The following is a 23973-nucleotide window of genomic DNA, read 5'->3' as shown; positions in this document are numbered from 1 at the left end:
CGCGGTGACAGGGTGTGGCGACAGGCGGGGTGCGGCTACCATGACCGGCACAAGGACGGACGGCGTAAGGGAGTCGTCCCCTGGGGCGGCGCCCGGTGTACCGCCGGGGCGAGGAGGGCGGGCCATGGTGCAGAAGGCCAAGATCCTCCTGGTCGATGACCGGCCGGAGAATCTGCTGGCGCTGGAGGCCATCCTCTCTGCGCTCGATCAGACACTGGTACGGGCATCGTCCGGGGAGGAAGCGCTCAAAGCACTACTCACGGACGACTTCGCGGTCATTCTGCTGGATGTCCAGATGCCGGGCATGGACGGTTTCGAAACCGCCGCGCACATCAAGCGGCGAGAACGGACCCGGGACATCCCGATCATCTTCCTCACCGCCATCAACCACGGCCCGCACCACACGTTCCGCGGGTACGCGGCGGGTGCGGTGGACTACATCTCCAAGCCGTTCGATCCGTGGGTGCTGCGCGCGAAGGTCTCGGTGTTCGTCGAGCTGTACATGAAGAACTGCCAACTGCGGGAGCAGGCAGCTCTGCTGCGTCTCCAGCTGGAAGGCGGAGGCAAGTCCGCGGCGGGTGACGCCAAGGAGCCCGCGGGGCTGCTCGCCGAGCTCTCCGCGCGCCTCGCGGCCGTCGAGGAACAGGCGGAAGCGCTGTCGAAACAGCTCGACGACGACTCGGCCGATGCCGCCGCCGTCGCCACCGCGGCCCATCTCGAACGCAAACTCACCGGCCTGCGGCGGGCTCTTGACGCCCTGGAGCCGGGCACCGGAAGCGGTGCGCCTTCGGTGTCCTCGCAGAGCTGATCCGACGCGAGGACCGGCGAAAGCCGACGCGAGGACCGGCGAAAGCCGACGCGGAGGCGGTGAACATCCGTCAGTTCACCGCCCCCGCAAGGGCGACACCAACGGGTGAAGCAGTAGGCACACGTGTCCGCAGTCGCCTCCACCGGTAACCTCAGACCCATGGCCTCACGTCCGTCCGCAGCCAAGAAGACGCCCGCGAAGAAGGCGGCCGCGCCCACAAAGGCTCCGGCGAAGAAGGCCGTCGCCAAGAAGCCGCCCGCCAAGAAGGCTCCGGCGAAGAGGGCGCCCGCCAAGAAAGCCGCGGCGAAGAAGCCCGCGCCCAAGCCGGCGCCAAGCCCCACAGGGGGTGTGTACCGCCTCGCGCGCGCCCTCTGGCTCGGTCTCGCGCACAGCGTGGGCGCGCTGTTCCGCGGCATAGGGCGAGGCGCCAAGGGACTCGATCCGGCGCACCGCAAGGACGGTCTCGCTCTGCTGCTGCTCGGCATCGCGCTGATCGTCGCGGCGGGCACGTGGTCGAATCTGCGGGGCCCGGTGGGCGATCTCGTCGAGATGCTCGTGACCGGCGCGTTCGGCCGCCTCGATCTGCTGCTCCCGATACTGCTCGCGGTCATCGGCGTACGCCTCATCCGGCACCCCGAGAAGCCCGAGGCGAACGGCCGCATCGTGATCGGCCTGTCCGCGCTCGTCATCGGCGTGCTCGGGCAGGTGCACATCGCCTGCGGATCGCCCGCCCGGGCGGACGGCATGGAGGCCATAAGGGACGCGGGCGGCCTCATCGGCTGGGCCACGTCCACTCCGCTGATCTTCACCATGGGCGAGATCCTCGCCGTACCGCTGCTGGTTCTGCTGACGGTCTTCGGGCTGCTCGTGGTCACGGCGACGCCCGTCAACGCCATCCCCCAGCGGCTGCGGCTGCTCGGCACCAAGCTCGGCATCGTCCAGCCGGCACCCGAAGCGGCGGAGGGCGACTACGGGGACGACGAGCGGTACGAGGAGCAGTGGCGCGAGGCGCTGCCCGCCCGCTCGCGTCGGCGCACGGAGGCCCCAGAGGCGTACGCACCGGACCAGGCCGAGGAAGAGGCGCTCACCCGGCGGCGCAGGCCCCGCAGGGCGTCACAGCCCTCCCTGGACCGGCCGATGGACGCGGTGGACGTGGCGGCCGCCGCCGCTGCCGCCCTGGACGGCGCCGTCCTGCACGGCATGCCGCCCTCGCCGCTGGTCGCCGACCTCACACAGGGCGTGTCCGGGGAGCGCGACGAGCGGCAGGCGGTGGAGAGCTCCGCGCCGGTGCCGACCGCACGCGCCACGGACAGCCCGCCGCCCGGTGTGCTCCGCAAGAAGCCGGGGGAGTCCCGCGACACGTCCTCGTCCGACTCCGGCGTGAAGGATCTGACGAAGGCGGCCCCGGACGTGCCGCGGGATCTGCCGCCGCGCGCCGAGCAGCTGCAGCTCGCGGGCGACATCACGTACTCGCTGCCCTCGCTCGACCTCCTCGAGCGCGGCGGCCCCGGCAAGTCCCGCAGCGCCGCCAACGACGTGGTCGTCGCCTCGCTCAGCAACGTGTTCACCGAGTTCAAGGTCGACGCGGACGTCACCGGCTTCACGCGGGGCCCGACGGTCACGCGGTACGAGATCGAGCTCGGCCCGGCCGTGAAGGTCGAGAAGATCACGGCCCTCGCCAAGAACATCGCGTACGCGGTCGCCAGCCCCGACGTCCGCATCATCAGCCCCATCCCCGGCAAGTCCGCGGTCGGCATCGAGATCCCGAACACCGACCGCGAGATGGTCAACGTGGGCGACGTGCTGCGCCTCGCGGACGCCGCCGAGGACGACCACCCCATGCTCGTCGCGCTCGGCAAGGACGTCGAGGGCGGCTACGTGATGGCCAACATGGCGAAGATGCCGCACATCCTGGTCGCCGGAGCCACCGGCTCCGGTAAGTCCTCGTGCATCAACTGTCTGATCACGTCGATCATGATGCGGGCGACCCCCGAGGACGTACGGATGGTCCTCGTCGACCCCAAGCGCGTCGAGCTCACCGCGTACGAGGGCATCCCGCACCTGATCACGCCGATCATCACCAACCCCAAGCGGGCCGCCGAGGCGCTCCAGTGGGTCGTACGCGAGATGGACCTGCGCTACGACGACCTGGCGGCGTTCGGCTACCGGCACATCGACGACTTCAACCAGGCCGTCCGCGAGGGCAAACTCAAGACGCCCGAGGGCAGTGAGCGGGAGCTCAGCCCCTACCCGTACCTCCTGGTGATCGTCGACGAGCTCGCCGACCTGATGATGGTCGCCCCGCGCGACGTCGAGGACTCGATCGTGCGCATCACGCAGCTCGCGCGTGCGGCGGGCATCCACCTGGTCCTCGCCACCCAGCGGCCGTCCGTGGACGTCGTGACCGGCCTGATCAAGGCGAACGTGCCGTCGCGGCTCGCCTTCGCGACCTCGTCGCTCGCCGACAGCCGCGTCATCCTCGACCAGCCGGGCGCGGAGAAGCTGATCGGCAAGGGCGACGGGCTCTTCCTGCCGATGGGCGCGAACAAGCCCACCCGTATGCAGGGCGCCTTCGTCACCGAGGACGAGATCCACGCGGTCGTCCAGCACTGCAAGGACCAGATGGCGCCCGTCTTCCGGGACGACGTCACCGTCGGGACCAAGCAGAAGAAGGAGATCGACGAGGACATCGGCGACGACCTCGATCTGCTGTGCCAGGCCGCTGAGCTGGTGGTTTCCACGCAATTCGGGTCCACGTCGATGCTTCAGCGCAAGCTGCGGGTCGGCTTCGCCAAGGCCGGACGGCTCATGGACCTCATGGAATCGCGCGGCATCGTGGGCCCCAGCGAGGGCTCCAAGGCTCGTGACGTTCTTGTGAAGGGAGACGAGCTGGATGGCGTGCTTGCCGTGATCCGCGGGGAGGCTCACCCGTAAGGGAGCGGCAGGCAACCGTTTCCCTTCGGCATACGTCAAGTTGAGGGGAGGGGCAGCATCCATGCTCCACCATCAGGATGTCCGGCCATTCCGATGGCGTACAAAGTCCCTCGCCCAGTTGCCCCACCTTTTCCGAACCCCCCTAGACTGAACATCCGGCAGGTGGCTACACGCTCGAAAGGCGCCCCCGTGTCCATCGGCAACTCCCCTGAAGACGACCGCCCTTCAGACCACCGACCCACAGACGACCTGCCCGCTGACGACCGTCCGGCAGCCGAGACCCCGGCTGACGACCGGCCCTCGATCGGGCGCACGCTGCAGCAGGCACGCATCGACGCGGGCCTGACCGTCGACGAGATCAGTTCGTCCACCCGGGTGCGCATCCCGATCGTGCACGCGATCGAACAGGACGACTTCTCCCGGTGTGGCGGCGATGTGTACGCCCGCGGTCACATCCGGACGCTCGCACGCGCCGTGGGGATCGACCCCGCCCTTCTGCTGGCCCGGTACGACGAGGCGCACGGCGGGCACCCGCCCGCGCCCACCCCGGCGGCGCCGCTCTTCGAGGCCGAGCGGATCAGGTCCGATCCGCGCCGTCCCAACTGGACCGCGGCCATGGTGGCGGCGATCGTCGCCGTGATCGGTTTCGTCGGCTTCACCGCGTTCAGCGGCGGGGGCGAATCGGACGGGTCGAAGTCGCAGGTCGCCGAGGGGTCCACGCCGGCCACCAGCAAGCCCGCCACGAAGCCGGCGCCGAACAAGCCGGCCGACCCCAAGCCGGACCCGTCGGACAGCGCCATCGCGGGCGCGCCCAAGGACAAGGTCACGGTCAAGGTCAGCGCGCCGGACGGCCGCAGCTGGATCTCGGCCAAGGACCACAACGGCCGGACGCTCTTCGACGGCGTCCTCGAAGAGGGCAAGTCGAAGACCTTCCAGGACAAGCAGAAGATCGACCTGGTCCTCGGCGACGCGGGCGCGATCAAGCTGTTCGTGAACGGCAAGGCCGTGGAGAGCGAATTCGACCCCGGTCAGGTCGAGCGGCTCACGTACACCAAGGGTGATCCCGAGGTCGGCTGAGCGGTGTGACGGGAGCCCGGACCCTCGCGGCGGGGGGCCGGGCAGGGACAAAGTAGTCTTGAGAGCATGCCCGAACGCCGTACCGTCGCCCTTGTCACTCTTGGCTGCGCCCGTAATGAGGTGGACTCGGAGGAGCTTGCAGGCCGCTTGGAGGCGGACGGCTGGCAGCTCGTCGAGGCCGCCGAAGACGCGGATGTAGCCGTAGTCAACACCTGTGGATTCGTCGAAGCCGCCAAGAAGGACTCCGTCGACGCCCTCCTGGAAGCCAATGACCTCAAGGGGCACGGCAAGACCCAGGCCGTCGTGGCCGTCGGCTGCATGGCCGAGCGGTACGGCAAGGAGCTCGCCGACGCCCTCCCCGAAGCCGACGGCGTCCTCGGTTTCGACGACTACTCCGACATCTCCACCCGCCTGAACACCATCCTCAGCGGCGGCAGCGTCGAGGCTCACACCCCGCGTGACCGGCGCAAGCTGCTGCCGATCAGTCCGGCCGAGCGACAGGACGCCCAGGCGGACGTCGCGCTTCCGGGGCACGGGCCCGTCGAGGCCGCCGTCATCCCGCAGGATCTGCCCGAAGGCGTCGCGCCCGCTTCCGGGCCGCGTGCGCCGCTGCGCCGCCGCCTGGGCTCCAACCCCGTCGCCTCGGTGAAGCTGGCCTCCGGCTGCGACCGGCGCTGCTCGTTCTGCGCCATTCCCTCCTTCCGCGGGTCCTTCATCTCGCGCCGCCCCTCGGACGTGCTCGGCGAGACGCGCTGGCTGGCCGAGCAGGGCGTCAAGGAGGTCATGCTCGTCTCCGAGAACAACACCTCGTACGGCAAGGACCTCGGGGACATCCGCCTCCTGGAGACGCTGCTTCCCGAGCTGGCCGCCGTCGACGGGATCGAGCGGGTGCGCGTCAGCTACCTCCAGCCCGCCGAGATGCGCCCCGGGCTCATCGACGTACTGACCTCCACGGAGAAGGTCGCCCCCTACTTCGACCTGTCCTTCCAGCACTCCGCTCCCGGCGTGCTGCGGGCGATGCGTCGCTTCGGGGACACCGACCGCTTCCTGGAGCTCTTGGACACCATCCGGACCAAGGCCCCGCAGGCGGGTGTGCGGTCCAACTTCATCGTGGGCTTCCCCGGCGAGACCGAGGCCGACGTGGACGAGCTCGAGCGGTTCCTCACGGGTGCGCGGCTGGACGCCATCGGCGTCTTCGGGTACTCCGACGAGGAGGGCACGGAAGCGGCGACGTACGACAAGAAGCTGGACCAGGACGTCGTCGACGAGCGGCTCGCGCGCATCTCGCGGCTCGCCGAGGAACTCACCTCGCAGCGTGCCGACGACCGTCTCGGTGAGACCGTCGAGGTGCTCGTGGAGTCCGTGGACGACGAGGACGGCGCGATCGGCCGGGCGGCTCACCAGGCGCCCGAGACGGACGGCCAGATCCGCTTCACCGGCGCCACGGGTGGGGACGATCTGCAGGTCGGCCGTATGGTCGTGGCAAAGGTGGTCGGCACGGAAGGCGTGGACCTGGTGGCTGAGTACAGCGAAATTCTGGGGGACTCGCCCCGGATCCCGGCCGAGGAGGCACGCAGATGACCGGAGTCCCGGCATCCGCGGCGGGCGGCTCCGGCGCGCAGGGCGCCAAGCCGGTGCGCGGTGGAAAGTTGGGCGCTGCGGCCGTCAATCAGGCCAGCGTGTGGAACGTCGCCAACCTGCTGACGGTGATCCGGCTGCTGCTCGTGCCGGGTTTCGTGATGCTGCTGCTCGCCGACGGCGGGTACGACCCGGCCTGGCGCGCGTGGGCCTGGGCGGCCTTCGCCGTCGCCATGATCACCGACCTGTTCGACGGCCACCTGGCACGTACGTACAACCTGGTCACGGACTTCGGGAAGATCGCCGACCCCATCGCCGACAAGGCGATCATGGGTGCCGCGCTGATCTGCCTCTCGTATCTCGGCGATCTGCCGTGGTGGGTGACGGGCGTCATTCTCGGGCGTGAGCTGGGGATCACACTGCTGCGGTTCTGGGTGATCCGCTTCGGTGTCATTCCGGCCAGTCGCGGCGGCAAGATGAAGACGCTCTGGCAGGGCACGGCGGCCGGGATGTACGTCCTCGCGCTGACCGGGCCGCTCGCCACGCTGCGGTTCTGGGTGATGGCGGTCGCCGTCGTCCTGACCGTGGTGACCGCGCTCGACTATGTGCGGCAGGCCGTCGTCCTGCGCCGCCTCGGCCTCGCCGAGGCGCGGGAAGCGGCCGCCGCTTCCGCCGCGGCCTCCGGCGAAGGGACTCGGGAGTCGGCGTCGTGACGTCCCTCGGTCCGGCCGCGGAGGTTCTGCGGCTGCTGCGGGCGCGGGGCGAGACCCTCGCTGTCGCCGAGTCGCTCACCGGCGGTCTGGTGGCCGCCGAGGTGACGGCCGTGCCGGGGGCCTCACGGGTGTTCCGGGGGTCCGTGACCGCGTACGCGACGGAGCTGAAGCACGGGGTGCTCGGGGTCGACGGCACTCTGTTGGCCGAGCGGGGCGCCGTGGATGCCGAGGTGGCGCTGCAGATGGCGGCCGGTGTGCGCAAGGTCATGGGCGCGGACTGGGGGATAGCCACTACGGGCGTCGCGGGGCCTGATCCGCAGGACGGGCAGGCGGTCGGGACCGTCTTCGTGGCGGTCGACGGGCCGGATTCCACCGTCCACGGGCCGGATTCCACGGTCGGCGGACCGGGTTCCGCGCTTCGCTCTGAGGGGAAAGTGGCCGCTCTGCGGTTGAACGGTGAGCGTGCGGACATCCGTATGGAGAGTGTACGGAGCGTGCTCACGCTGCTGCTCGAGCGGCTGTCCGGCGAACGTACCGGGAATGGGCGGGCACAGGATACGGAACAGAACGGGGGGACTTGATGTTTGCAGCCCTGAGTGAACACGACATCGCTCCCCGCACGGCCGCGGCGCGAGGCGGTACGGTGGGGCGTGAAGGATGCGGCTACGCGGTCCGAGGAGGGAGCCACCGATGATTCTGCTCCGTCGCCTGCTGGGTGACGTGCTGCGTCGGCAGCGCCAGCGCCAGGGCCGTACTCTGCGCGAAGTCTCCTCGTCCGCCCGAGTCTCGCTCGGCTATCTTTCCGAGGTGGAGCGGGGGCAGAAGGAGGCATCCTCCGAGCTGCTTTCCGCGATCTGCGACGCGCTTGACGTACGGATGTCCGAGCTCATGCGCGAGGTGAGCGATGAGCTCTCTCTCGCCGAACTGGCTGCGTCGGCAGCGGCTACGGAACCGGTGCGCGCACCGGTTCGTCCCATGCTCAATTCCGTCTCGGTGAGCGGTGTGCCGCCGGAGCGGGTGACGATCAAGGCGCCTGCAGAGGCGGTGGACGTCGTCGCCGCGTGATGCTGCGCTGACTGTGCACGCTGCGGCTGCTTGAGCGCTCAGATGTGTGGAAGCCCCGGCCGGGTTACCGGTCGGGGCTTCTGTCTGTCTGCCGGCTCCTGCAGGGCTGTTCGTCCGGCTGCCCTGAGATGCCCCAATTGGTGCAGGTGTGCCATTGTTGGTGGGGATTTTCGATTGCGGGGGTTCGTGAGCTTTGGAGGCTGGATGTACGTCGTGAAGAGCCCTCTGTCCGATACGGATCTGAAGACGGTGTCGGACGCCCTGCAAGGGGCGCTCGTGGACCTGGTCGACCTCTCGCTGGTGGCCAAGCAGATCCACTGGAACGTGGTCGGCACGCGGTTCCGCTCGGTTCATCTGCAGCTCGACGAGGTCGTGGACACGGCGCGGACGCACTCCGACACCGTGGCCGAGCGGGCGTCCACCCTCGGCGTCTCGCCCGACGGGCGTGCGGCGACCGTGGCGCGGAGTAGCGGCATCGAGGGGGTCGCCGGTGGCTGGGTCAAGGACGCGGACGCGGTGGGGACGCTTGTGGACGCGCTCGGTGCGGTGATCACGCGGATGCGGGAGCGGGTCGAGGCGACCGGCGAGGCGGACCCGGTCAGCCAGGACATCTTCATCGGCATCACAGCCGATCTGGAGAAGCATCACTGGATGTTCCAGGCGGAGAACGGTTGATCCCTGGTCGATCCACGGTTGACCCCCGGTTGATCCGCGATTGATCCGCGGTTGACCCCCGGTCGATCCTCGGAGAGCTGCTGATCGCGGAGGCGGAGGGCTGCTGGCGCTTCGCCGGTGAGGTGAACGGTTGATCCGGGTGGTTGCGGCGGTTGCGGCGACTTCGGGCGGTTGCGGCGGCTGCCGTGCCTCGTGTGCGCTGTGGTGCGCCCTCCCGCTCGGATCCGCCGGGCGTCTAACGTCGAGCGGGCGTTGGGCGTCGGTCGGGTATCTCGGGCGTCAGGCGTCGGCCTCGTACGGAGGTGGTGGCCGTGGCATGGAGAGTCGTGCGGTGGGTGCCGGCTCTTGCGCTCGGTGCGCTCTGGTGGTGGGGCGTGCTGCGGCTGGCGTTCGTGCCCGGCGCGGGGGTTCTGGAGGGGGCGGTCGCGGCAGGGGGATGGGGGCTGAGCCTGCTGCCGGTGCACTGTGTGCCGAAGTCCCGTGCGGGGGTCGTGTTCCGGCCCGAGGGGCGCGCCAGGCGGTCGGACGGCGCCCCCGAGAGGCACGCCGGGCAGTCGGACGGCGCGCTGCGGTGGCCCGGGGGGCGTGCGGCCAAGGGCGCTGCCCAGGCCGCCGGTGGCGCTGTCACCAAGGCATGGCGACGCCGCCGTTCGGGCGGAGGATCTGGCCCGTCGTGAAGGCTGAGGCATCGGATGCCAGGTGCAGGACGGCGTGTGCGATGTCCTCCGGTTCGCCGACGCGGCCGAGGGGGGACATGCGGACCATGAGCCCCTCGGTGTGCGCCTGGGCCTCAGTGTCGTGCCGGTCGGTCATGGGGGTGCGGATCCAGCCCGGCGCGACGGCGTTGACGCGGATGCCGTGTCGGCCCACCTCGGTGGCGAGGGTCTTCGTGAGCTGGACGACGGCTGCCTTCGCCGCGCCGTAGCAGAGAAGGCCGGGGCCGCCGGTGTCCACGGCGCCTGAGGCCATGGTGATGATGCTGCCTGTGCGGCGTGGGCCGTCGGTCTCGTGGGTCTTGTCGGTCCCGTGGGTCTCGTGGGTCTCGTGGGTCTCGTGGGTTCCGTTGGTTCCGTGGGTTTCGTCGGTCCCGTGGGTTTCGTGGGTCTTGTCGGTGTTCGCCGCGATCATCGCGCGGGCCGCTGCCTGGCAGGCGTACAGGACGCCCTTGAAGTTGATGTTCAGGACCCGGTCGAGGTCTTCGTCGCGGGTCTCCAGGACAGGGCTGCTGTGCATGATCCCGGCGATGGCGGCCATGACGTCCAGGCGGCCGGTGGTCGCGGTGGCGTTCGCGACGGCCTGGTCGACCTGGGCCCTGTCCGCCACGTCCAGGGGGTGGATGTGTGCGGTGCCGCCCGCGGTCTTGATAAGCGTCGCCGTCTCGTGGAGCCCCTGGGCGTCGCGGTCCGCGCAGTGGACGGTTGCGCCCGCTTCCGCGAGGAGCACGGCCGAGGCTCTGCCGATGCCGCTGGCCGCGCCGGTGACGAATGCGGTGCGTCCGCTGAGGTCGTACGCCGTGAGGGGCATGACGGGACGGTACGGGTGGATCTGACGGGGCGTCAACTAGCGGGTGGGTGCCGGATTTAGGGGGTCGTCGCGGTGGGGCCCTGTTGGCAGGTGGGGCACCAGTACGTGGGGCGGCTGCGGGAGCCGTCGCCCTGTTCGGCACTGCGGATGGGGGTGCCGCAGCGCAGGCAGGGGCGAGGGGCGCGGCCGTAGACGTACAGGCGCTGGCCCTGGCGGTCGCGGCTCGTGGTGGTGCGCGCCGGGCGGTCGCGGTTGGCTTCCAGGAGCTTCTTGGCGAGGGCGGGGAGGCGGGAGGCCGTCTCGGCCGCCAGCTCGCCGATGGGGAGCCAGGGGGTGGCGCCCAGGAGGAAGCAGAGCTCGCTCTTGTAGACGTTGCCGATGCCCGCGAGATTGCGTTGGTCCAGCAGGGCCTCGCCGATGGGGCGGTGCGGCGTCGCCAGGAGGTTGGTGAGCGCCAGGTCAGGGTCCCAGTCGGGGCCCAGGAGGTCGGGGCCGAGGTGGCCCACGGCCTTGTGCTCGTCGGCGGTGCGGAGGAGTTCCAGCACGGGCAGGCGGTAGCCGACGGCTGTGCGCTCGGCCGTGCCGAGGATCGCCCTGATCTGGTGTCCTGGGCCGCCGCTCCAGCGCTCGCCGGGGGCGTACACCTTCCAGGAGCCGTCCATGCGGAGGTGGGAGTGCAGGGTGAGTCCGCCCTCGAAGCGGGTGAGGAGGTGCTTGCCGCGCGGGGTGACGTCCAGAACGGTGCGCCCGGTGAGGTCTACGGTCGCGAGCTTCGGGACGCGGAGGTCGGAGCGCGTGACGGTGTGCCCGGCGAGGGCGGTGTGCAGGCGCCGGGCTGCCTGGTGGACGGTGTCTCCTTCGGGCATGGGGTCCAGGGTGGCATGTGGGGGTTCGGGGCGGGTGAGGTTGCGCCGGGGGCGGGCGCGGCTGAACGGGGCGTGGAGGAGGGGGTCGAGCGGGGCGTGGAGGAGGAGGTTGAGCGGGGGCACGGCACGGGCTGCGCCGCACGGGCTCCCAGCAACTGGCTCCGTGGCACGGGCTACGCGCGCAGGCGTAGGCCCCGTGGGGTGGCGTGGAAGCCTGCTCCTTCCAGGAGGACGGCGAAGGGGGAGGTCAGGGCCGAGCCGCCATTGATGCGCTCGACCGTGACCGTGCCGAGTGCGCCCGCTCGGGCCGCGGCGGCGAGGGCCTCGGCGGCCGCGTGCAGGCGGGCGTCCTCGGTGGCGGGGGTGTCGTCCTCCGGGGACGCGGGCCAGGCCAGGAGGGTCTTGCCGCCGCGCTCCATGTAGAGGGTCAGTTCGCCGTCGACGAGGACGACGAGGGAGCCTGCCTTGCGGCCCGGCTTGTGGCCCGCTTCGGTCGGCGGATCGGGCCAGGGGAGCGCGGCTCCGTAGGCGTTGGCCGGGTCGGCGGCGGCCAGGACGATGGCCTGGGTGTCCGAGGGGCGCGGGGAGTAGTTCATGGCGGACGGTGAACTGTCCGTGCGGTCGCGGGCGTTCGCCGCCGCGCGCAGTCGGTCCACCGCGCCGTCCATGGCGAACTGGGCGGCGCCGAGCCCTTCGACGACATAGCCGCGCCGTGCCTGGCCACTGTCCTCGAAGGCCGACAGGACGCGGTACGTCGCCGAGAAGCCGCCCTCGACCCCCTCGGCCGCGACCGCCCCACGCGTCACCACGCCGTGCCGGTCCAGGAGAGTGCGGGCCAGGGCGTGGGCGCGCAGGGTGGGGTCGGGTTCGTGGGCGGGGAGCAGCGACCAGCGGCCCGCCACGGTCGGGGGGCCCGTACGCGACGTGGGGCGGGCGGCGGCCGTCAGCGTGCCGTAGCGCCCGCGGGGGGCGGAGCGCTTGGCTCGGTGGGCCGTGGAGCCCGCGGTGCGGCCCGATCCGAGGAGCGAGCGCATGGGGGCGAGCGTGTCGTTCGTCAGCCTTCCGGGCCAGGCCAGGTCCCAGATCACGTCGGCCAGTTGGGGATCGGAGACCTCGGGGTGGGTCGTGGCGCGGACCTGGTCGGCGATCTGCCGGAAGAACAGGCCGTACCCCCCGGAGAGGGTGTCGAGGACCGATTGATGGAGCGCGGTGAGTTCCAGGGGATGCGCCGGTGGCAGGAGCAGGGGAGCGGCGTCCGCCAGGTAGAGCGAGACCCAGCCGTCCTTGCCCGGCAGGGATCCGGCACCGGCCCACACCACCTCTCCGGCGGCGGTGAGTTCGTCGAGCATCGCCGGTGCGTACCCGGAGACGCGGGAGGGCAGGACGAGCTTCTCGAGCGCGGACGCGGGCACTGTGGCCCCCTGCAACTGCTCGATGGCGCGCACCAGTCCGTCCACGCCCCGAAGGCCGTGCCCGCTCAAGTGCTGCCACTGGGGCAGGAACTGGGCGAGCGCGGCGGGCGGCACCGGCTCCAGCTCGTGCCGCAACGCTGCCAGGGAGCGGCGGCGCAGGCGGCGCAGGACGGCCGCGTCGCACCACTCCTGGCCGATGCCCGCCGGGTGGAACTCTCCTTGTACGACGCGTTGGTTGGCGGCGAGGCGCTGCAGCGCGCCCTCGGTCACCGCGACGCCGAGGCCGAAGCGGGCCGCCGCCGTCGCCGAGGTGAACGGGCCGTGCGTGCGTGCGTACCGGGCAACGAGATCGCCAAGGGGGTCCTTGACCGGCTCGGTGAACGCCTCCGGGACGCCGACCGGCAGTGCGGTGCCGAGCGCGTCGCGCAGCCGGCCCGCGTCCTCGACCGCTGCCCAGTGGTCGGCTCCGGCGATGCGGACGCTGATCGCGCGGCGGGCGGAGGCCAGCTCCTGCGGCCACTGGGGCTCGGCTCCGCGCTCGGCCAACTCGGCGTCGGTGAGCGGACCGAGGAGGCGCAGCAGGTCGGCGACGCCTTCGACGTCCTTGACGCGGCGGTCTTCCGTGCGCCACTGGAGCTCCTGCTCGAGCTCCGTCAGGACGTCCGCGTCGAGCAGCTCGCGCAGCTCGGCCTGGCCGAGGAGCTCGGAGAGGAGGCGGGAGTCCAGGGAGAGGGCCGCCGCGCGCCGCTCGGCGAGGGGTGAGTCGCCCTCGTACAAGAACTGCGCCACGTATCCGAACAGGAGCGAGCGGGCGAACGGGGACGGCTCGGGGGTGGTGACCTCGACGAGCCGGACCTTGCGGGACTCGATGTCGCCCATCAGTTCCGTGAGGCCGGGGACGTCGAAGACGTCCTGGAGGCACTCCCTGACCGCTTCCAGGACGATGGGGAACGAGCCGAACTCGCTGGCCACCTGGAGCAGTTGCGCGGCGCGCTGGCGCTGCTGCCACAAGGGCGTGCGCTTTCCGGGGCTGCGGCGCGGCAGCAGCAGCGCTCGGGCGGCGCACTCGCGGAAGCGCGAGGCGAACAGGGCCGAGCCGCCCACCTGGTCCGTGACGATCTGATTGACGTCGCCCTTGTCGAAGGCGACGTCTCCCGCGCCTACGGGGGGCTGGTCGCTGTCGTACCCCAGGGGCTGGTCGGCGGGTTCCTGGTCGAGCAGGTCCAGGCCCATCAGGTCGGCGTCCGGCAGGCGCAGCACGATGCCGTCGTCGGCGTGCATGACCTGGGCGTCCATGCCATACCGCTCGGTCAGCCGGGAGGCGAGGGCCAGGGCCCAGGGGGCGTGCACCTGCGCGCCGAACGGGGAGTGCACCACGACCCGCCAGTCGCCCAGTTCGTCGCGGAACCGCTCGACCACGATCGTGCGGTCGTCCGGGATGTGGCCGCAGGCCTCGCGCTGCTCGGCGAGGTACGTCAGGACATTGTCGGCCGCCCAGTCGTCCAGACCCGCGGCAAGGAGGCGCACGCGCGCGTCGTCACGTGACAGGGAGCCGACCTCGCGGAGGAACGCGCCCACGGCACGGCCCAGTTCGAGCGGGCGGCCCAGCTGGTCGCCCTTCCAGAAGGGGAGCCTTCCGGGGACGCCGGGGGCGGGGGAGACGAGTACGCGGTCGCGTGTGATGTCCTCGATGCGCCACGAACTCGTGCCGAGCGTGAAGACGTCGCCCACCCGGGATTCGTAGACCATCTCTTCGTCGAGCTCACCGACGCGGCCTCCGCCCTTCTTGGGGTCGGCGCCGGCGAGGAAGACCCCGAAGAGGCCGCGGTCGGGAATCGTGCCCCCGGAGGTGACCGCCAGGCGCTGCGCGCCCGGCCGCCCGGTGACCGTGCCGGCGATGCGGTCCCAGACCACGCGGGGGCGCAACTCCGCGAAGGCGTCCGACGGATAGCGGCCCGCGAGCATGTCCAGGACGGCTGTGAACGCCGACTCCGGGAGCGACGCGAAGGAGGCGGCACGGCGGACCAGGGCCAGCAGGTCGTCGACCTGCCAGGTGTCGAGGGAGACCGTCGCGACGAGCTGCTGCGCCAGGACGTCCAGCGGGTTGGCCGGGATGCGCAGCGACTCGATGGAGCCGGTCCGCATTCGCTCGGTGACCACGGCGGCCTGCACCAGGTCCCCTCGGTACTTGGGGAAGACGACACCGGTCGACACCGCGCCCACCTGGTGTCCCGCCCGGCCGACCCGCTGCAGGCCGGAGGCCACGGAGGGGGGTGACTCCACCTGGACCACCAGGTCGACCGCGCCCATGTCGATGCCAAGCTCCAGGCTGGACGTGGCGACGACGGCCGGCAGGCGACCCGCTTTCAGGTCCTCCTCGACGAGTGCGCGCTGTTCCTTGGAGACCGAGCCGTGGTGGGCACGGGCGAGGACCGGAGGGGCGCCCTTGGCCGCGCCCGACTCGGCCATCAACTCCGCCGGGGAGTGGTCTTCGGGGAGGGGCTCTCCCGTCGCGCGTTCGTACGCGATTTCGTTGAGCCTGTTGCACAGGCGCTCCGCCAGGCGGCGCGAGTTGGCGAAGACGATCGTCGAGCGGTGCGCCTGGACGAGGTCGGTGATGCGCTCCTCGACGTGCGGCCAGATCGAGGGGCGCTCGGCGCCCTGGTCGGAGTCGGCGACCGGGGAGCCGCCAAGCTCCGCGAGGTCCTCGACCGGCACGACCACCGACAGGTCGAACTCCTTGCCGGACGCCGGCTGGACGATCTCCACCCTGCGCTGCGGGGACAGATAGCGCGCCACCTCGTCCACCGGGCGGACCGTCGCCGACAGGCCGATGCGGCGGGCGGGCCTGGGCAGCAGCTCGTCGAGCCGCTCCAGGGAGAGGGCGAGATGGGCGCCGCGCTTGGTGCCCGCGACCGCGTGCACCTCGTCCAGGATCACCGTCTCGATGCCCGTCAGGGCGTCCCGCGCGGCCGAGGTGAGCATCAGGAAGAGCGACTCGGGTGTGGTGATCAGGATGTCCGGCGGGCGCGTGGACAGGGCGCGGCGCTCGGCGGGCGGGGTGTCGCCCGAGCGGATGCCCACGCGCACCTCGGGCTCGGGGAGCCCGAGGCGCACGGACTCCTGGCGGATGCCGGTCAGGGGGCTGCGCAGATTGCGCTCCACGTCGACCGCGAGGGCCTTCAGCGGAGACACGTACAGGACCCGGCAGCGCTTCTTGGGGTCGGCGGGCGGCGGGGTCGAGGCCAGCTGGTCGAGGGCGGCGAGGAACGCGGCCAGCGTCTTGCCCGAGCCGGTGGGCGCGACGACCAGCACGTCCGAGCCCTCACCGATGGCCTTCCACGCCCCGGCCTGCGCGGACGTGGGCGCGGAGAAAGCCCCCGTGAACCAGCTGCGGGTCGCGGGGGAGAACCCATCGAGGGCGCCGGGGGCGCCGGGAGTACTGGATGCGGACCTGACCATGACCCCATCGTGCACCCCGCCACTGACAACGGCGCCGACCTGCGGAAAAGGGTTTGCGTCGCTGGCGCAGAATGGGGTCATGGCAGGTTCGGCGGAGCAGGCACGGCACTGGCGGTACGCGGAGCTGCCCGAGGTCGACCTGCTGCGTGCCCACTACATCAACAAGACGTTCGTGCGGCACACCCACGAGCACTTCGTGATCGCGGCGATCGCCGAGGGCGTCGACGTCTTCCACCACGGCGGCGCCGATCAGCACGCGGGGCCCGGAACGCTCGCCCTGATCAACCCGGACACCACGCACACGGGCCGGGCCGGAGCGCCCGAGGGCTGGCGCTACGCGGCGGTCTACCCCTCGCCGGATCTGGTCGCCGCCATCGCCGCCGAGACCACCGGCATCCGCGGAACCCCCGGCTTCGTCCGTCCGGTGCTCGAGGACCCGTACGCCGTGACCCTCGTCCACCGGGTGCTGCGCGCCGCGGACGAAGGCAACGCGCTCGCCGCCGACACCCTGCTGCGGGTGGCGGTGACCCGACTGCTGCGGCTGAACGGCGGGCCCGTCCCTCAGCGTGCCGTGCGCACGGCGGGTGCCAGGACCGCGGCACGCGCGCGTGCCGTCCTGGAGGAGCGGCTGGTGGACCCGCCGAGCCTGGAGCGGCTGGCCGGCGACCTGGGAACCGGCCCCTTCGCCCTGCTCCGGGCCTTCCGCGACGTGTACGGGATGCCTCCGCACGCGTGGCTCACCGACGCGCGGGTGCGCGCCGCACGGCGCCTCCTGGACGCGGGGACGGCGCCCGCGGAGGCGGCGGTCGCCGTGGGCTTCACCGACCAGCCGCACCTGAACCGGCACTTCGCGCGGATCGTCGGGGTGCCGCCCGGGGCGTACCAGCGCGAGCGAAGGCACGCAGAAGACCGCGGGCGCGAGAACGTACGAGACCGCGGGCCCGAGGACGTACGAGAACGCGGGCGCAAGAACGTACAAGACGGGGAATCGGCCCTGCTCGTACCGTCCGGCGTGTGGCAGAACAGACGACACCCGCAGACATGGCTCCAGACATAGCTCCAGGCATGATCGAGCACGACGACCAGACCCCCCGGGCACCGGAGAAGCCCGATGCCGCCGTGGTCCGCGACGCCCTCGGCGTCGGGATCGCCGTAGGGCTCTCCGGCTTCGCCTTCGGAGTGACCTCGGCGGGCAGCGGCCTCACCGTGCTGCAGACCTGCGCGCTCAGCCTGCTGGTCTTCACCGGGGCCTCGCAGTTCGCGCTGGTCGGGGCGCTCGCGGGCGGCGGGAACCCGTTCACCGCGGCGGCGGGCGCCTTCTTCCTCGGCGTACGCAACGCGTTCTACGGACTGCGGCTCTCGCAACTCCTCGCCCTCCCGCGCGCGGTGCGCCCCTTCGCCGCCCACTGGGTCATCGACGAGACCACCGTTGTCTCGCTCGCACAGCCGACACGGCGAGCTGCCCGCATCGGCTTCACCGTCACCGGACTGAGCCTTTACGTGCTGTGGAACCTCACCACGTTCCTCGGTGCGCTCGGCGCCGAGGCCATCGGTGACACCGACGCCTGGGGGCTGGACGCCGCGGGGCCCGCGGTCTTCCTCGCGCTGCTCGCACCCATGCTGCGGACGACCACGGAGCGGGCCGTGGCGGCGATCGCGGTCGTCCTGGGGCTCGGCCTGCTGCCTGTGCTGCCCGCGGGGGTGCCGGTCCTGGTGGCGGCGCTCGCCGTGCCGGCCGTGCTCTACGTAGAGGGCCGCAAGGCCGCCGCCCAGGAAGGCGCACGCACCGACAACGCCCAACAGAACGATGCCCGGAGTGACGTCCCGAACGACGCCCAGAAGGAAGACCGTTGAACATCTGGATCGCGATCGGCGTGACCTTCGTCGGTTGTTACCTCGTGAAGCTCGCGGGCCTGTTGGTGCCCGTGGGCGCCCTGGAGCGCCCGCTCGTCAAGCGCATGGCGGCCCTGCTGCCCGTGGCGCTGCTCGCCGCGCTCACTGCCCAGCAGGCCTTCGCCGATGGGCGCGTCCTGGAACTCGACGCCAAGGCCCTGGGGCTCGTGGCGGCAGCCGTGGCGCTGCTGCTGCGCGCCCCGTTCCTGGTCGTCATCGGGGCGGCGGTGGCCGTCACCGCGGGGGTGCGGGCGCTCACCGGCTGACCGCTGCCGCTGCCCCTGCCGGTCTCTGTGGCCCCGAAACGCCCGCTCCCGTCACGTACAGGCCCCGTGGGTAATGTGACGCGTCACAACCGTGGCCCCGCCCCTGGAGAGGAGACCTCGTGACGCTGTCCTCCGAAGCCAGGTCACTCGCCGCGCGGTGCGAGCCCAGGGTCAATGAACTGGCCCGCAGGATGGCCCGTGAGTCGTTCGAGGAACTGCCTGGTTACGCGGAGCTCCCCGACGACGTGAAGGACCTGGAGATAGCCGCGACCGCACGTCACGGAGTGCGGCTCTTCCTGCGCCGCGTCATCGATCAGCCCGGCAGCCACCGCCTCTTCCGGGAGCGGGCCGCGCAGCGCGCGGAAGAGGGCATGCCGCTGCACCTGTTGCTGCGTACGCACGCCCTGGGTGTCTACGTCCTGTGGCAGGCGCTGCGCGAGGTGGCACGCCCCGGGGAGGAAGCGGCCCTGCTCGAACTCGTGGACGTGCTGCTGCAGTCGCACCCCGCGGTCGTCGGTGCCGTGGCCGAGACCTATCTGGACGAGCGCTCGGCCCTGGAGGCCGAGCAGCGCGCCCAGCGCAGTTCCCTCGTCCGCGGTCTGCTCGACGGCATGGTGCCGCCCGGCCATGTGCTGCTCGACCAACTGCGCCTGGCGGGGCCCGTCCTCGTCCTCGCGGTCGGCTTCGACGAGGCGCCGACCGAAGGCCCCGTGTCGGTGCGACGGCGGCTGCGGCGCGTGCAGACCGCCCTGGACCACGCCTTCGACCTGGAGGTGCTCGCACTTCTGGAGGCCGATGGCGGCCGGGTCATCGTGCCCAAGGAGTGCAGGCCCCCCGAAGACCTGCCGCGCCGCCTCAGCAAGGCCTGCGAGCTTCCCGTGCGCGTGGCCGCCGTGGATGCCGCGGGGCCCGAGGCCGTGACCGACGCGGCCCGTACCGCCACCGAGATCCTGCGCATCACGCGCGCGTGCGGGATGCCTCCGGGACTGCACCGCATGGACGACGTGCTCCTGGAGTACCACCTCTCCCGCCGCAACGAGAGCAGCCACCTCATCTCCGCGCTGCTCGACCCGGTGGCCGACAGGCCCGAGCTCCTGGAGACGCTGCGTACCCACCTCGGTCATCAGCAGGAGCGCAGGGCGACCGCCGCCGCCCTCGGCCTGCACCCCAACACCGTCGACAACCGCCTCGCGAAGATCGACGAACGCACCGGTATCGACTTGTCGACGCCGCGCGGCACGGCGCTCGCCATCGCGGCACTGCTGCTGAGGGAGGCCGAGGAACAGCAGTCAGGCGATGGACCGTCCGTACGCCCGTAGCGTGCGCAGCGCCTCGATGGTGACGATCGGGCGCGCTTCTAGTGCGGTGGTCGGCGCCCACTGCCGCCACCGCACGGGCCAGCCGCCGTCCTCCTGCTGCTCGCGCTCGAGGAAGTCCAGGGAGCGTGCCATCTCCTCGTCGGTGAACCACGCGCGCGCGAGCGACTCGGGTGCCTTCGCGTAGTCGTGCGCGAAGTGGTGCTCACCCGGTGCGTATCCGGGCGCCACGGGATACGCGTCCACCTGCTCGGGGTCGAGCGCCACGAGGCCCTGTTCCCTCGCGATCCTGCCGAGCCGGTCGGCCGCCGCCTCCGCGCGCGGGCGGTCGGGGGCTCCGTCGAGGAACGCGACGGCCGCCTCGATCTCGTACGGATGGGACTTCTCGAGCGACTCGACGGCGGCCCAGCAGAAGTCGGTGGCCCGGAACAGCCAGGCGTGCCACACCTCGTTGCGGTGCAACAGGCCCACTACGGGGCCGGTGGCGAGGAGTTCGCTCGGCGGATCGTCCACCACGGGCACGAACGGCGCCGAGGGGTAGCCGCGCTGGCTCGGATGGATCGCCGGAAGGGCACCGTCGGGCGTCGACACCGAGGTCAGATAGCGGCACACGCGCTCCACCCGCTGCCCGCCGCAGCGCCGGATCGAGTCCAGGACGCGCAGCGCGTGCCCGGTGTGCAGGGGCTGGCTCACGGGTCCGCGCAGATCGGGTTCGAGCGCGTAACCGTAGCCGCCGTCCTCGGTGGCGTACGCGGCCAGGGCGGTCTCGACCGCGTCCGCCGCCGGGTCGGCGTCGGTGCCGCTCGCGCCGCTGCCGCCCCTGCCGCTCAGGAAGTGGTACGCGAACCGCCGCTGTTCGAGGACGCGCGCGGTGAGCCAGACGAAGTGCTCGGCGCGTGCGACCGGCGAGGGCGCGGCGTGCGGGGATGCTCCGGTTTCGGCCATGTACAGACCGTAGGCCGGAAAGCGCCTTCGGTGAGCCCCCTGCGTCCGGCTGCACTCTCAAGGGCGCGATACTGAACGCATGCGGTTGACGGTTTTCTGGGAGCGGATGGCGGCCCACTTCGGACAGGGATACGCCGATTCGTTCGCTCGTGATCACGTGATGGCCGAGCTCGGCGGGCGCACGGTGCATCAGGCGCTGGACGCGGGCTGGGAGGCCAAGGACGTCTGGCGCGCGGTGTGCGCGGCGATGGACGTACCGGCCGACAGGCGCTGATCGCGGACAGTCCGCCGCCTCGGGCGCCCGTCCCGGGCGCCGGTGAGCGTGAAGATGCGGGGTCGGCGGCTGAATGTCCGTGGCGTGGGCGAGACTGGCCCCGTGTCATCGACAGACGAGACCGCGCAGGTCACTCAGGACGTAGCTCCGCTCGGCACGACGCCGCCCGCACAGCCCCCGAACGGGGCGGAGACCGGGCGGGCCGCCAGGATGCCGCGCTGGCTGCCGCGCGCCATGGTGCTCGCACTCGCGCTCATCGCCTGTTTCCAGCTGGGCAGTTGGGCCTTCCATCAGCTGACCGGGCTGCTGATCAACATCTTGATCGCGTTCTTCTTGGCGCTCGCGGTCGAGCCGGCGGTGAGTTGGATGGCCGCGCGCGGGCTGCGCAGGGGCTTCGCCACCTTCCTGGTCTTCCTCGGCGTCCTGATCGTGAGCGCGGGCTTCGTCACGCTCATGGGTTCGATGCTCGCGGGCCAGATCGTGGAGATGGTCGAGGACTTCCCCGAGTATCTCGACGACGTCATCAGCTGGATCAACCAGACGTTCCACACGGAGCTCTCCCGGGTCGAGATCCAGGACAGCCTGGTCCACTCGGACTGGCTCCAGAAGTACGTGCAGAACAGCGCAAGCGGTGTCCTGGACGTGTCGGCGCAGGTCCTCGGCGGCCTCTTCCAGCTCCTGACGGTCCTGCTGTTCTCGTTCTACTTCGCGGCCGACGGACCGCGGCTGCGGCGCGCGCTCTGCTCCGTGCTGCCGCCCGCCCGCCAGGCCGAGGTGCTCCGCGCCTGGGAGATCGCGGTCAACAAGACCGGCGGCTATATCTACTCGCGCGGCCTGATGGCGTTGATCTCCGGGATCTCGCACTACGTCCTGCTGGAAGCCCTCGACGTGCCGTACGCGCCCGTGCTCGCGGTGTGGGTCGGCCTGGTCTCGCAGTTCATCCCCACGATCGGCACGTATCTGGCGGGCGCGCTGCCGATGCTGATCGCCTTCACGGTCGATCCCTGGTACGCGCTGTGGGTGCTGATCTTCGTAGTGGTCTATCAGCAGTTCGAGAACTACGTGCTGCAGCCCAAGCTCACCGCCAAGAGCGTGGACATCCACCCGGCGGTCGCCTTCGGGTCGGTCATCGCGGGCACGGCACTCCTCGGCGCGGTCGGCGCCCTGATCTCCATCCCGGCGATCGCGACCCTGCAGGCCTTCCTGGGGGCGTACGTGAAGCGGTACGACGTCACGGACGATCCGCGGGTCCACGGGCACCGGCGCAGGGGCGGAGCATCCCTCCTCTCGCGCGTGCGGCGTGCTCTGCGGGGGCCGAACCAGCCGGGGGCGTCGTCGGAGGCGGAGGTCGCGGCGGAGGAGGCCGCGGGCTCGGATCCTGACTCCACTTCAGGCCCCGGCTCCGAGTCGGGCCCCGGCCCCGATTCGGGCTCGGGTGGACGTCAGTAGCGGACATCAGTAGTGGACGTCAGTAGGTGACGATTCCCCAGACCTCGGCGCCGAGAACAGCGACCCGGCCCGCCGTCGACCGCGAAGACCAGCAGATGCGCGAGGCCCGAGAGGATCAGGGCGGCGCCGGTCGCGCAGCAGAGGCGTTCGGCGGGGCGCGCCGAGCGCCACAGGGCGGCGGCGGAGGCCGTCGGGCGGGCACTTTCCATGCGGCCAAGCCTGGTGCGAAGGCGCAGGCCGGTCGTCGTCCGGCCGAAGGCCGCTCACGACGCCCGGGGGAGTAGATCGGGGTGCGGGAGCGCGACGCGGAGGGGCGGAGAGGCTCTGTGCGCCCGGCGGACCGGACCCTTCCGTAGTCTCGGTGGAGCCGCGTGGTGCGCTTGACACCAAAATCGAACATCCATTCTTATAGGTTGCCTGGCGGCGTTTTCCCGGGGTTTTCGCGGGGGATCCCTGGGGCTCCGGCGGATTTCGGCGGGGCGATCGCCTCGAGTTATCCACAGGCCGGACGGGCGTCGGGGCGGATTGTCAGTGGCAGGCGCTAGCGTCATTGACGTGAAGCGATCGACACAAGCAAATCGGGTGGAACCCATGGCAGGAACCGACCGCGAGAAGGCGCTCGAAGCCGCGCTCGCACAGATTGAACGGCAATTCGGCAAGGGCGCAGTGATGCGCATGGGCGAGCGGCCGAACGACCCCATCGAGGTCATCCCCACCGGGTCGACCGCGCTCGACGTCGCGCTCGGCGTCGGCGGCATCCCGCGCGGCCGTGTGGTGGAGGTGTACGGACCGGAATCCTCCGGTAAGACGACGCTGACGCTGCACGCCGTGGCGAACGCACAGCGCGCGGGCGGCGCCGTCGCCTTCGTGGACGCCGAGCACGCACTCGACCCCGAGTACGCGAAGAAGCTGGGCGTCGACATCGACAACCTGATCCTGTCCCAGCCGGACAACGGCGAGCAGGCTCTGGAAATCGTCGACATGCTGGTCCGCTCCGGTGCGCTCGACCTGATCGTCATCGACTCCGTCGCGGCCCTGGTGCCGCGCGCGGAGATCGAGGGCGAGATGGGCGACTCGCACGTGGGTCTGCAGGCCCGCCTGATGAGCCAGGCGCTCCGGAAGATCACCAGCGCGCTCAACCAGTCCAAGACCACCGCGATCTTCATCAACCAGCTCCGCGAGAAGATCGGCGTGATGTTCGGCTCGCCGGAGACCACGACGGGTGGCCGCGCGCTCAAGTTCTACGCCTCGGTGCGGCTCGACATCCGCCGCATCGAGACCCTGAAGGACGGCACGGACGCGGTCGGCAACCGCACCCGCGTCAAGGTCGTCAAGAACAAGGTCGCGCCCCCCTTCAAGCAGGCCGAGTTCGACATCCTCTACGGCCACGGCATCAGCCGCGAGGGCGGCCTGATCGACATGGGCGTGGAGAACGGCTTCGTCCGCAAGGCCGGCGCCTGGTACACGTACGAGGGCGACCAGCTCGGCCAGGGCAAGGAGAACGCCCGCAACTTCCTCAAGGACAACCCCGATCTCGCCGACGAGATCGAGAAGAAGATCAAGGAGAAGCTGGGCGTCGGCGTGAAGCCGACGGCGGAGGAGCCCGCAGCCGAGCCGGCCAAGGACGCGGGGGACGCGGCCGAGGACGCCGCCAAGACGGTGCCCGCACCGGCGACCAAGGCCACCAAGCCCAAGGCCGCCGCGGCCAAGAGCTGA

21 protein-coding genes are annotated in these 23973 nt (G+C 71.2%); 16 read left to right on the top strand and 5 right to left on the bottom strand.

Translation table 11 applies throughout. The features are described from left to right. The first annotated feature begins 124 nt into the window (after positions 1 to 124). The 9 genes from AC5P1C_RS02730 to AC5P1C_RS02690 all read left to right on the top strand — a co-directional run bounded on the left by AC5P1C_RS02730 (position 125) and on the right by AC5P1C_RS02690 (position 9527). The gene (locus tag AC5P1C_RS02730) at positions 125 to 808 is read left to right on the top strand and encodes a response regulator (RefSeq protein WP_160507566.1); all 684 of its coding nucleotides are present in this window, start codon (positions 125 to 127) and stop codon (positions 806 to 808) included. A 159-nt stretch (positions 809 to 967) separates the two neighbouring features. Next, entirely contained in the window at positions 968 to 3742 is a 2775-nt protein-coding gene (locus AC5P1C_RS02725; RefSeq protein ID WP_493864002.1) for a DNA translocase FtsK, read from the top strand. 189 nt (positions 3743 to 3931) lie between these two features. After that, the gene (locus tag AC5P1C_RS02720) at positions 3932 to 4819 is read left to right on the top strand and encodes a helix-turn-helix domain-containing protein (RefSeq protein WP_493864001.1); all 888 of its coding nucleotides are present in this window, start codon (positions 3932 to 3934) and stop codon (positions 4817 to 4819) included. A 66-nt stretch (positions 4820 to 4885) separates the two neighbouring features. Beyond that, the gene (gene rimO / locus AC5P1C_RS02715) at positions 4886 to 6400 is read left to right on the top strand and encodes a 30S ribosomal protein S12 methylthiotransferase RimO (protein WP_493864000.1); all 1515 of its coding nucleotides are present in this window, start codon (positions 4886 to 4888) and stop codon (positions 6398 to 6400) included. Then, positions 6397 to 7110: a CDP-diacylglycerol--glycerol-3-phosphate 3-phosphatidyltransferase gene (gene pgsA, locus AC5P1C_RS02710; RefSeq protein WP_493863999.1), complete on the top strand. Its 714-nt coding sequence runs from the start codon at positions 6397 to 6399 to the stop codon at positions 7108 to 7110. The genes rimO and pgsA overlap by 4 nt, the downstream gene beginning before the upstream one ends. After that, complete coding sequence (locus AC5P1C_RS02705; protein WP_493863998.1) at positions 7107 to 7691, top strand: CinA family protein; 585 nt, start codon at positions 7107 to 7109, stop codon at positions 7689 to 7691. Before pgsA ends, AC5P1C_RS02705 begins: the two co-directional genes overlap by 4 nt. Before the next feature lie 109 nt (positions 7692 to 7800). Then, positions 7801 to 8175 (top strand): helix-turn-helix domain-containing protein, encoded by a 375-nt coding sequence (locus tag AC5P1C_RS02700; protein ID WP_160507571.1) that lies wholly within the window; start codon positions 7801 to 7803, stop codon positions 8173 to 8175. A 204-nt stretch (positions 8176 to 8379) separates the two neighbouring features. Further along, a complete protein-coding gene (locus AC5P1C_RS02695) occupies positions 8380 to 8850 on the top strand; it encodes a Dps family protein (RefSeq protein WP_493863997.1) in 471 nt (156 codons plus the stop codon). 311 nt (positions 8851 to 9161) lie between these two features. Then, on the top strand, positions 9162 to 9527 hold the full coding sequence (locus AC5P1C_RS02690; RefSeq protein WP_493863996.1) for a hypothetical protein: 366 nt from the start codon (positions 9162 to 9164) through the stop codon (positions 9525 to 9527). Here AC5P1C_RS02690 and AC5P1C_RS02685 read toward each other — a convergent pair. From AC5P1C_RS02685 to AC5P1C_RS02675, 3 genes are all read right to left on the bottom strand, one after another. After that, positions 9475 to 10374 carry an SDR family NAD(P)-dependent oxidoreductase gene (locus tag AC5P1C_RS02685; protein WP_493863995.1) on the bottom strand — a complete coding sequence of 300 codons (900 nt, stop codon included), beginning with the start codon at positions 10372 to 10374 and terminating at the stop codon, positions 9475 to 9477. The two genes, AC5P1C_RS02690 and AC5P1C_RS02685, sit on opposite strands and share 53 nt — an antisense overlap. Before the next feature lie 56 nt (positions 10375 to 10430). Next, a complete protein-coding gene (locus AC5P1C_RS02680; protein ID WP_493863994.1) occupies positions 10431 to 11240 on the bottom strand; it encodes an Fpg/Nei family DNA glycosylase in 810 nt (269 codons plus the stop codon). 173 nt (positions 11241 to 11413) lie between these two features. Further along, complete coding sequence (locus AC5P1C_RS02675) at positions 11414 to 16114, bottom strand: ATP-dependent helicase (RefSeq protein WP_493863993.1); 4701 nt, start codon at positions 16112 to 16114, stop codon at positions 11414 to 11416. Between the two features lie 79 nt (positions 16115 to 16193). Here AC5P1C_RS02675 and AC5P1C_RS02670 point away from each other — a divergent pair, with 79 nt between their 5' ends. From AC5P1C_RS02670 to AC5P1C_RS02655, 4 genes are all read left to right on the top strand, one after another. Continuing rightward, positions 16194 to 17171, top strand: coding sequence for an AraC family transcriptional regulator (locus tag AC5P1C_RS02670; protein ID WP_493863992.1), 978 nt, complete (start codon positions 16194 to 16196; stop codon positions 17169 to 17171). After that, the gene (locus AC5P1C_RS02665; protein WP_493863991.1) at positions 17156 to 17968 is read left to right on the top strand and encodes an AzlC family ABC transporter permease; all 813 of its coding nucleotides are present in this window, start codon (positions 17156 to 17158) and stop codon (positions 17966 to 17968) included. Before AC5P1C_RS02670 ends, AC5P1C_RS02665 begins: the two co-directional genes overlap by 16 nt. Then, positions 17965 to 18273, top strand: coding sequence for an AzlD domain-containing protein (locus tag AC5P1C_RS02660; RefSeq protein WP_493863990.1), 309 nt, complete (start codon positions 17965 to 17967; stop codon positions 18271 to 18273). Before AC5P1C_RS02665 ends, AC5P1C_RS02660 begins: the two co-directional genes overlap by 4 nt. Before the next feature lie 119 nt (positions 18274 to 18392). Then, positions 18393 to 19592, top strand: coding sequence for a PucR family transcriptional regulator (locus AC5P1C_RS02655; RefSeq protein WP_493863989.1), 1200 nt, complete (start codon positions 18393 to 18395; stop codon positions 19590 to 19592). On the opposite strand, the gene AC5P1C_RS02650 is transcribed toward AC5P1C_RS02655, so the two are convergent. Next, positions 19563 to 20534, bottom strand: coding sequence for a hypothetical protein (locus AC5P1C_RS02650; protein ID WP_493863988.1), 972 nt, complete (start codon positions 20532 to 20534; stop codon positions 19563 to 19565). The two genes, AC5P1C_RS02655 and AC5P1C_RS02650, sit on opposite strands and share 30 nt — an antisense overlap. A 79-nt stretch (positions 20535 to 20613) precedes the next feature. Between AC5P1C_RS02650 and AC5P1C_RS02645 the strand changes: the two genes are divergently transcribed. Both AC5P1C_RS02645 and AC5P1C_RS02640 read left to right on the top strand, forming a co-directional pair. After that, complete coding sequence (locus tag AC5P1C_RS02645; RefSeq protein WP_493863987.1) at positions 20614 to 20808, top strand: DUF3046 domain-containing protein; 195 nt, start codon at positions 20614 to 20616, stop codon at positions 20806 to 20808. A gap of 102 nt (positions 20809 to 20910) precedes the next feature. Beyond that, positions 20911 to 22257 carry an AI-2E family transporter gene (locus AC5P1C_RS02640; RefSeq protein ID WP_493863986.1) on the top strand — a complete coding sequence of 449 codons (1347 nt, stop codon included), beginning with the start codon at positions 20911 to 20913 and terminating at the stop codon, positions 22255 to 22257. On the opposite strand, the gene AC5P1C_RS02635 is transcribed toward AC5P1C_RS02640, so the two are convergent. Then, positions 22251 to 22466, bottom strand: coding sequence for a hypothetical protein (locus AC5P1C_RS02635; protein ID WP_493863985.1), 216 nt, complete (start codon positions 22464 to 22466; stop codon positions 22251 to 22253). The two genes, AC5P1C_RS02640 and AC5P1C_RS02635, sit on opposite strands and share 7 nt — an antisense overlap. A gap of 382 nt (positions 22467 to 22848) precedes the next feature. On the opposite strand from AC5P1C_RS02635, the gene recA reads away from it, so the two are divergent. Next, positions 22849 to 23973 (top strand): recombinase RecA, encoded by a 1125-nt coding sequence (gene recA, locus AC5P1C_RS02630; RefSeq protein WP_493863984.1) that lies wholly within the window; start codon positions 22849 to 22851, stop codon positions 23971 to 23973.

Source organism: Streptomyces sp. A18 (assembly GCF_059026065.1).
This window is presented reverse-complemented; position numbering and strand designations above follow the sequence as displayed.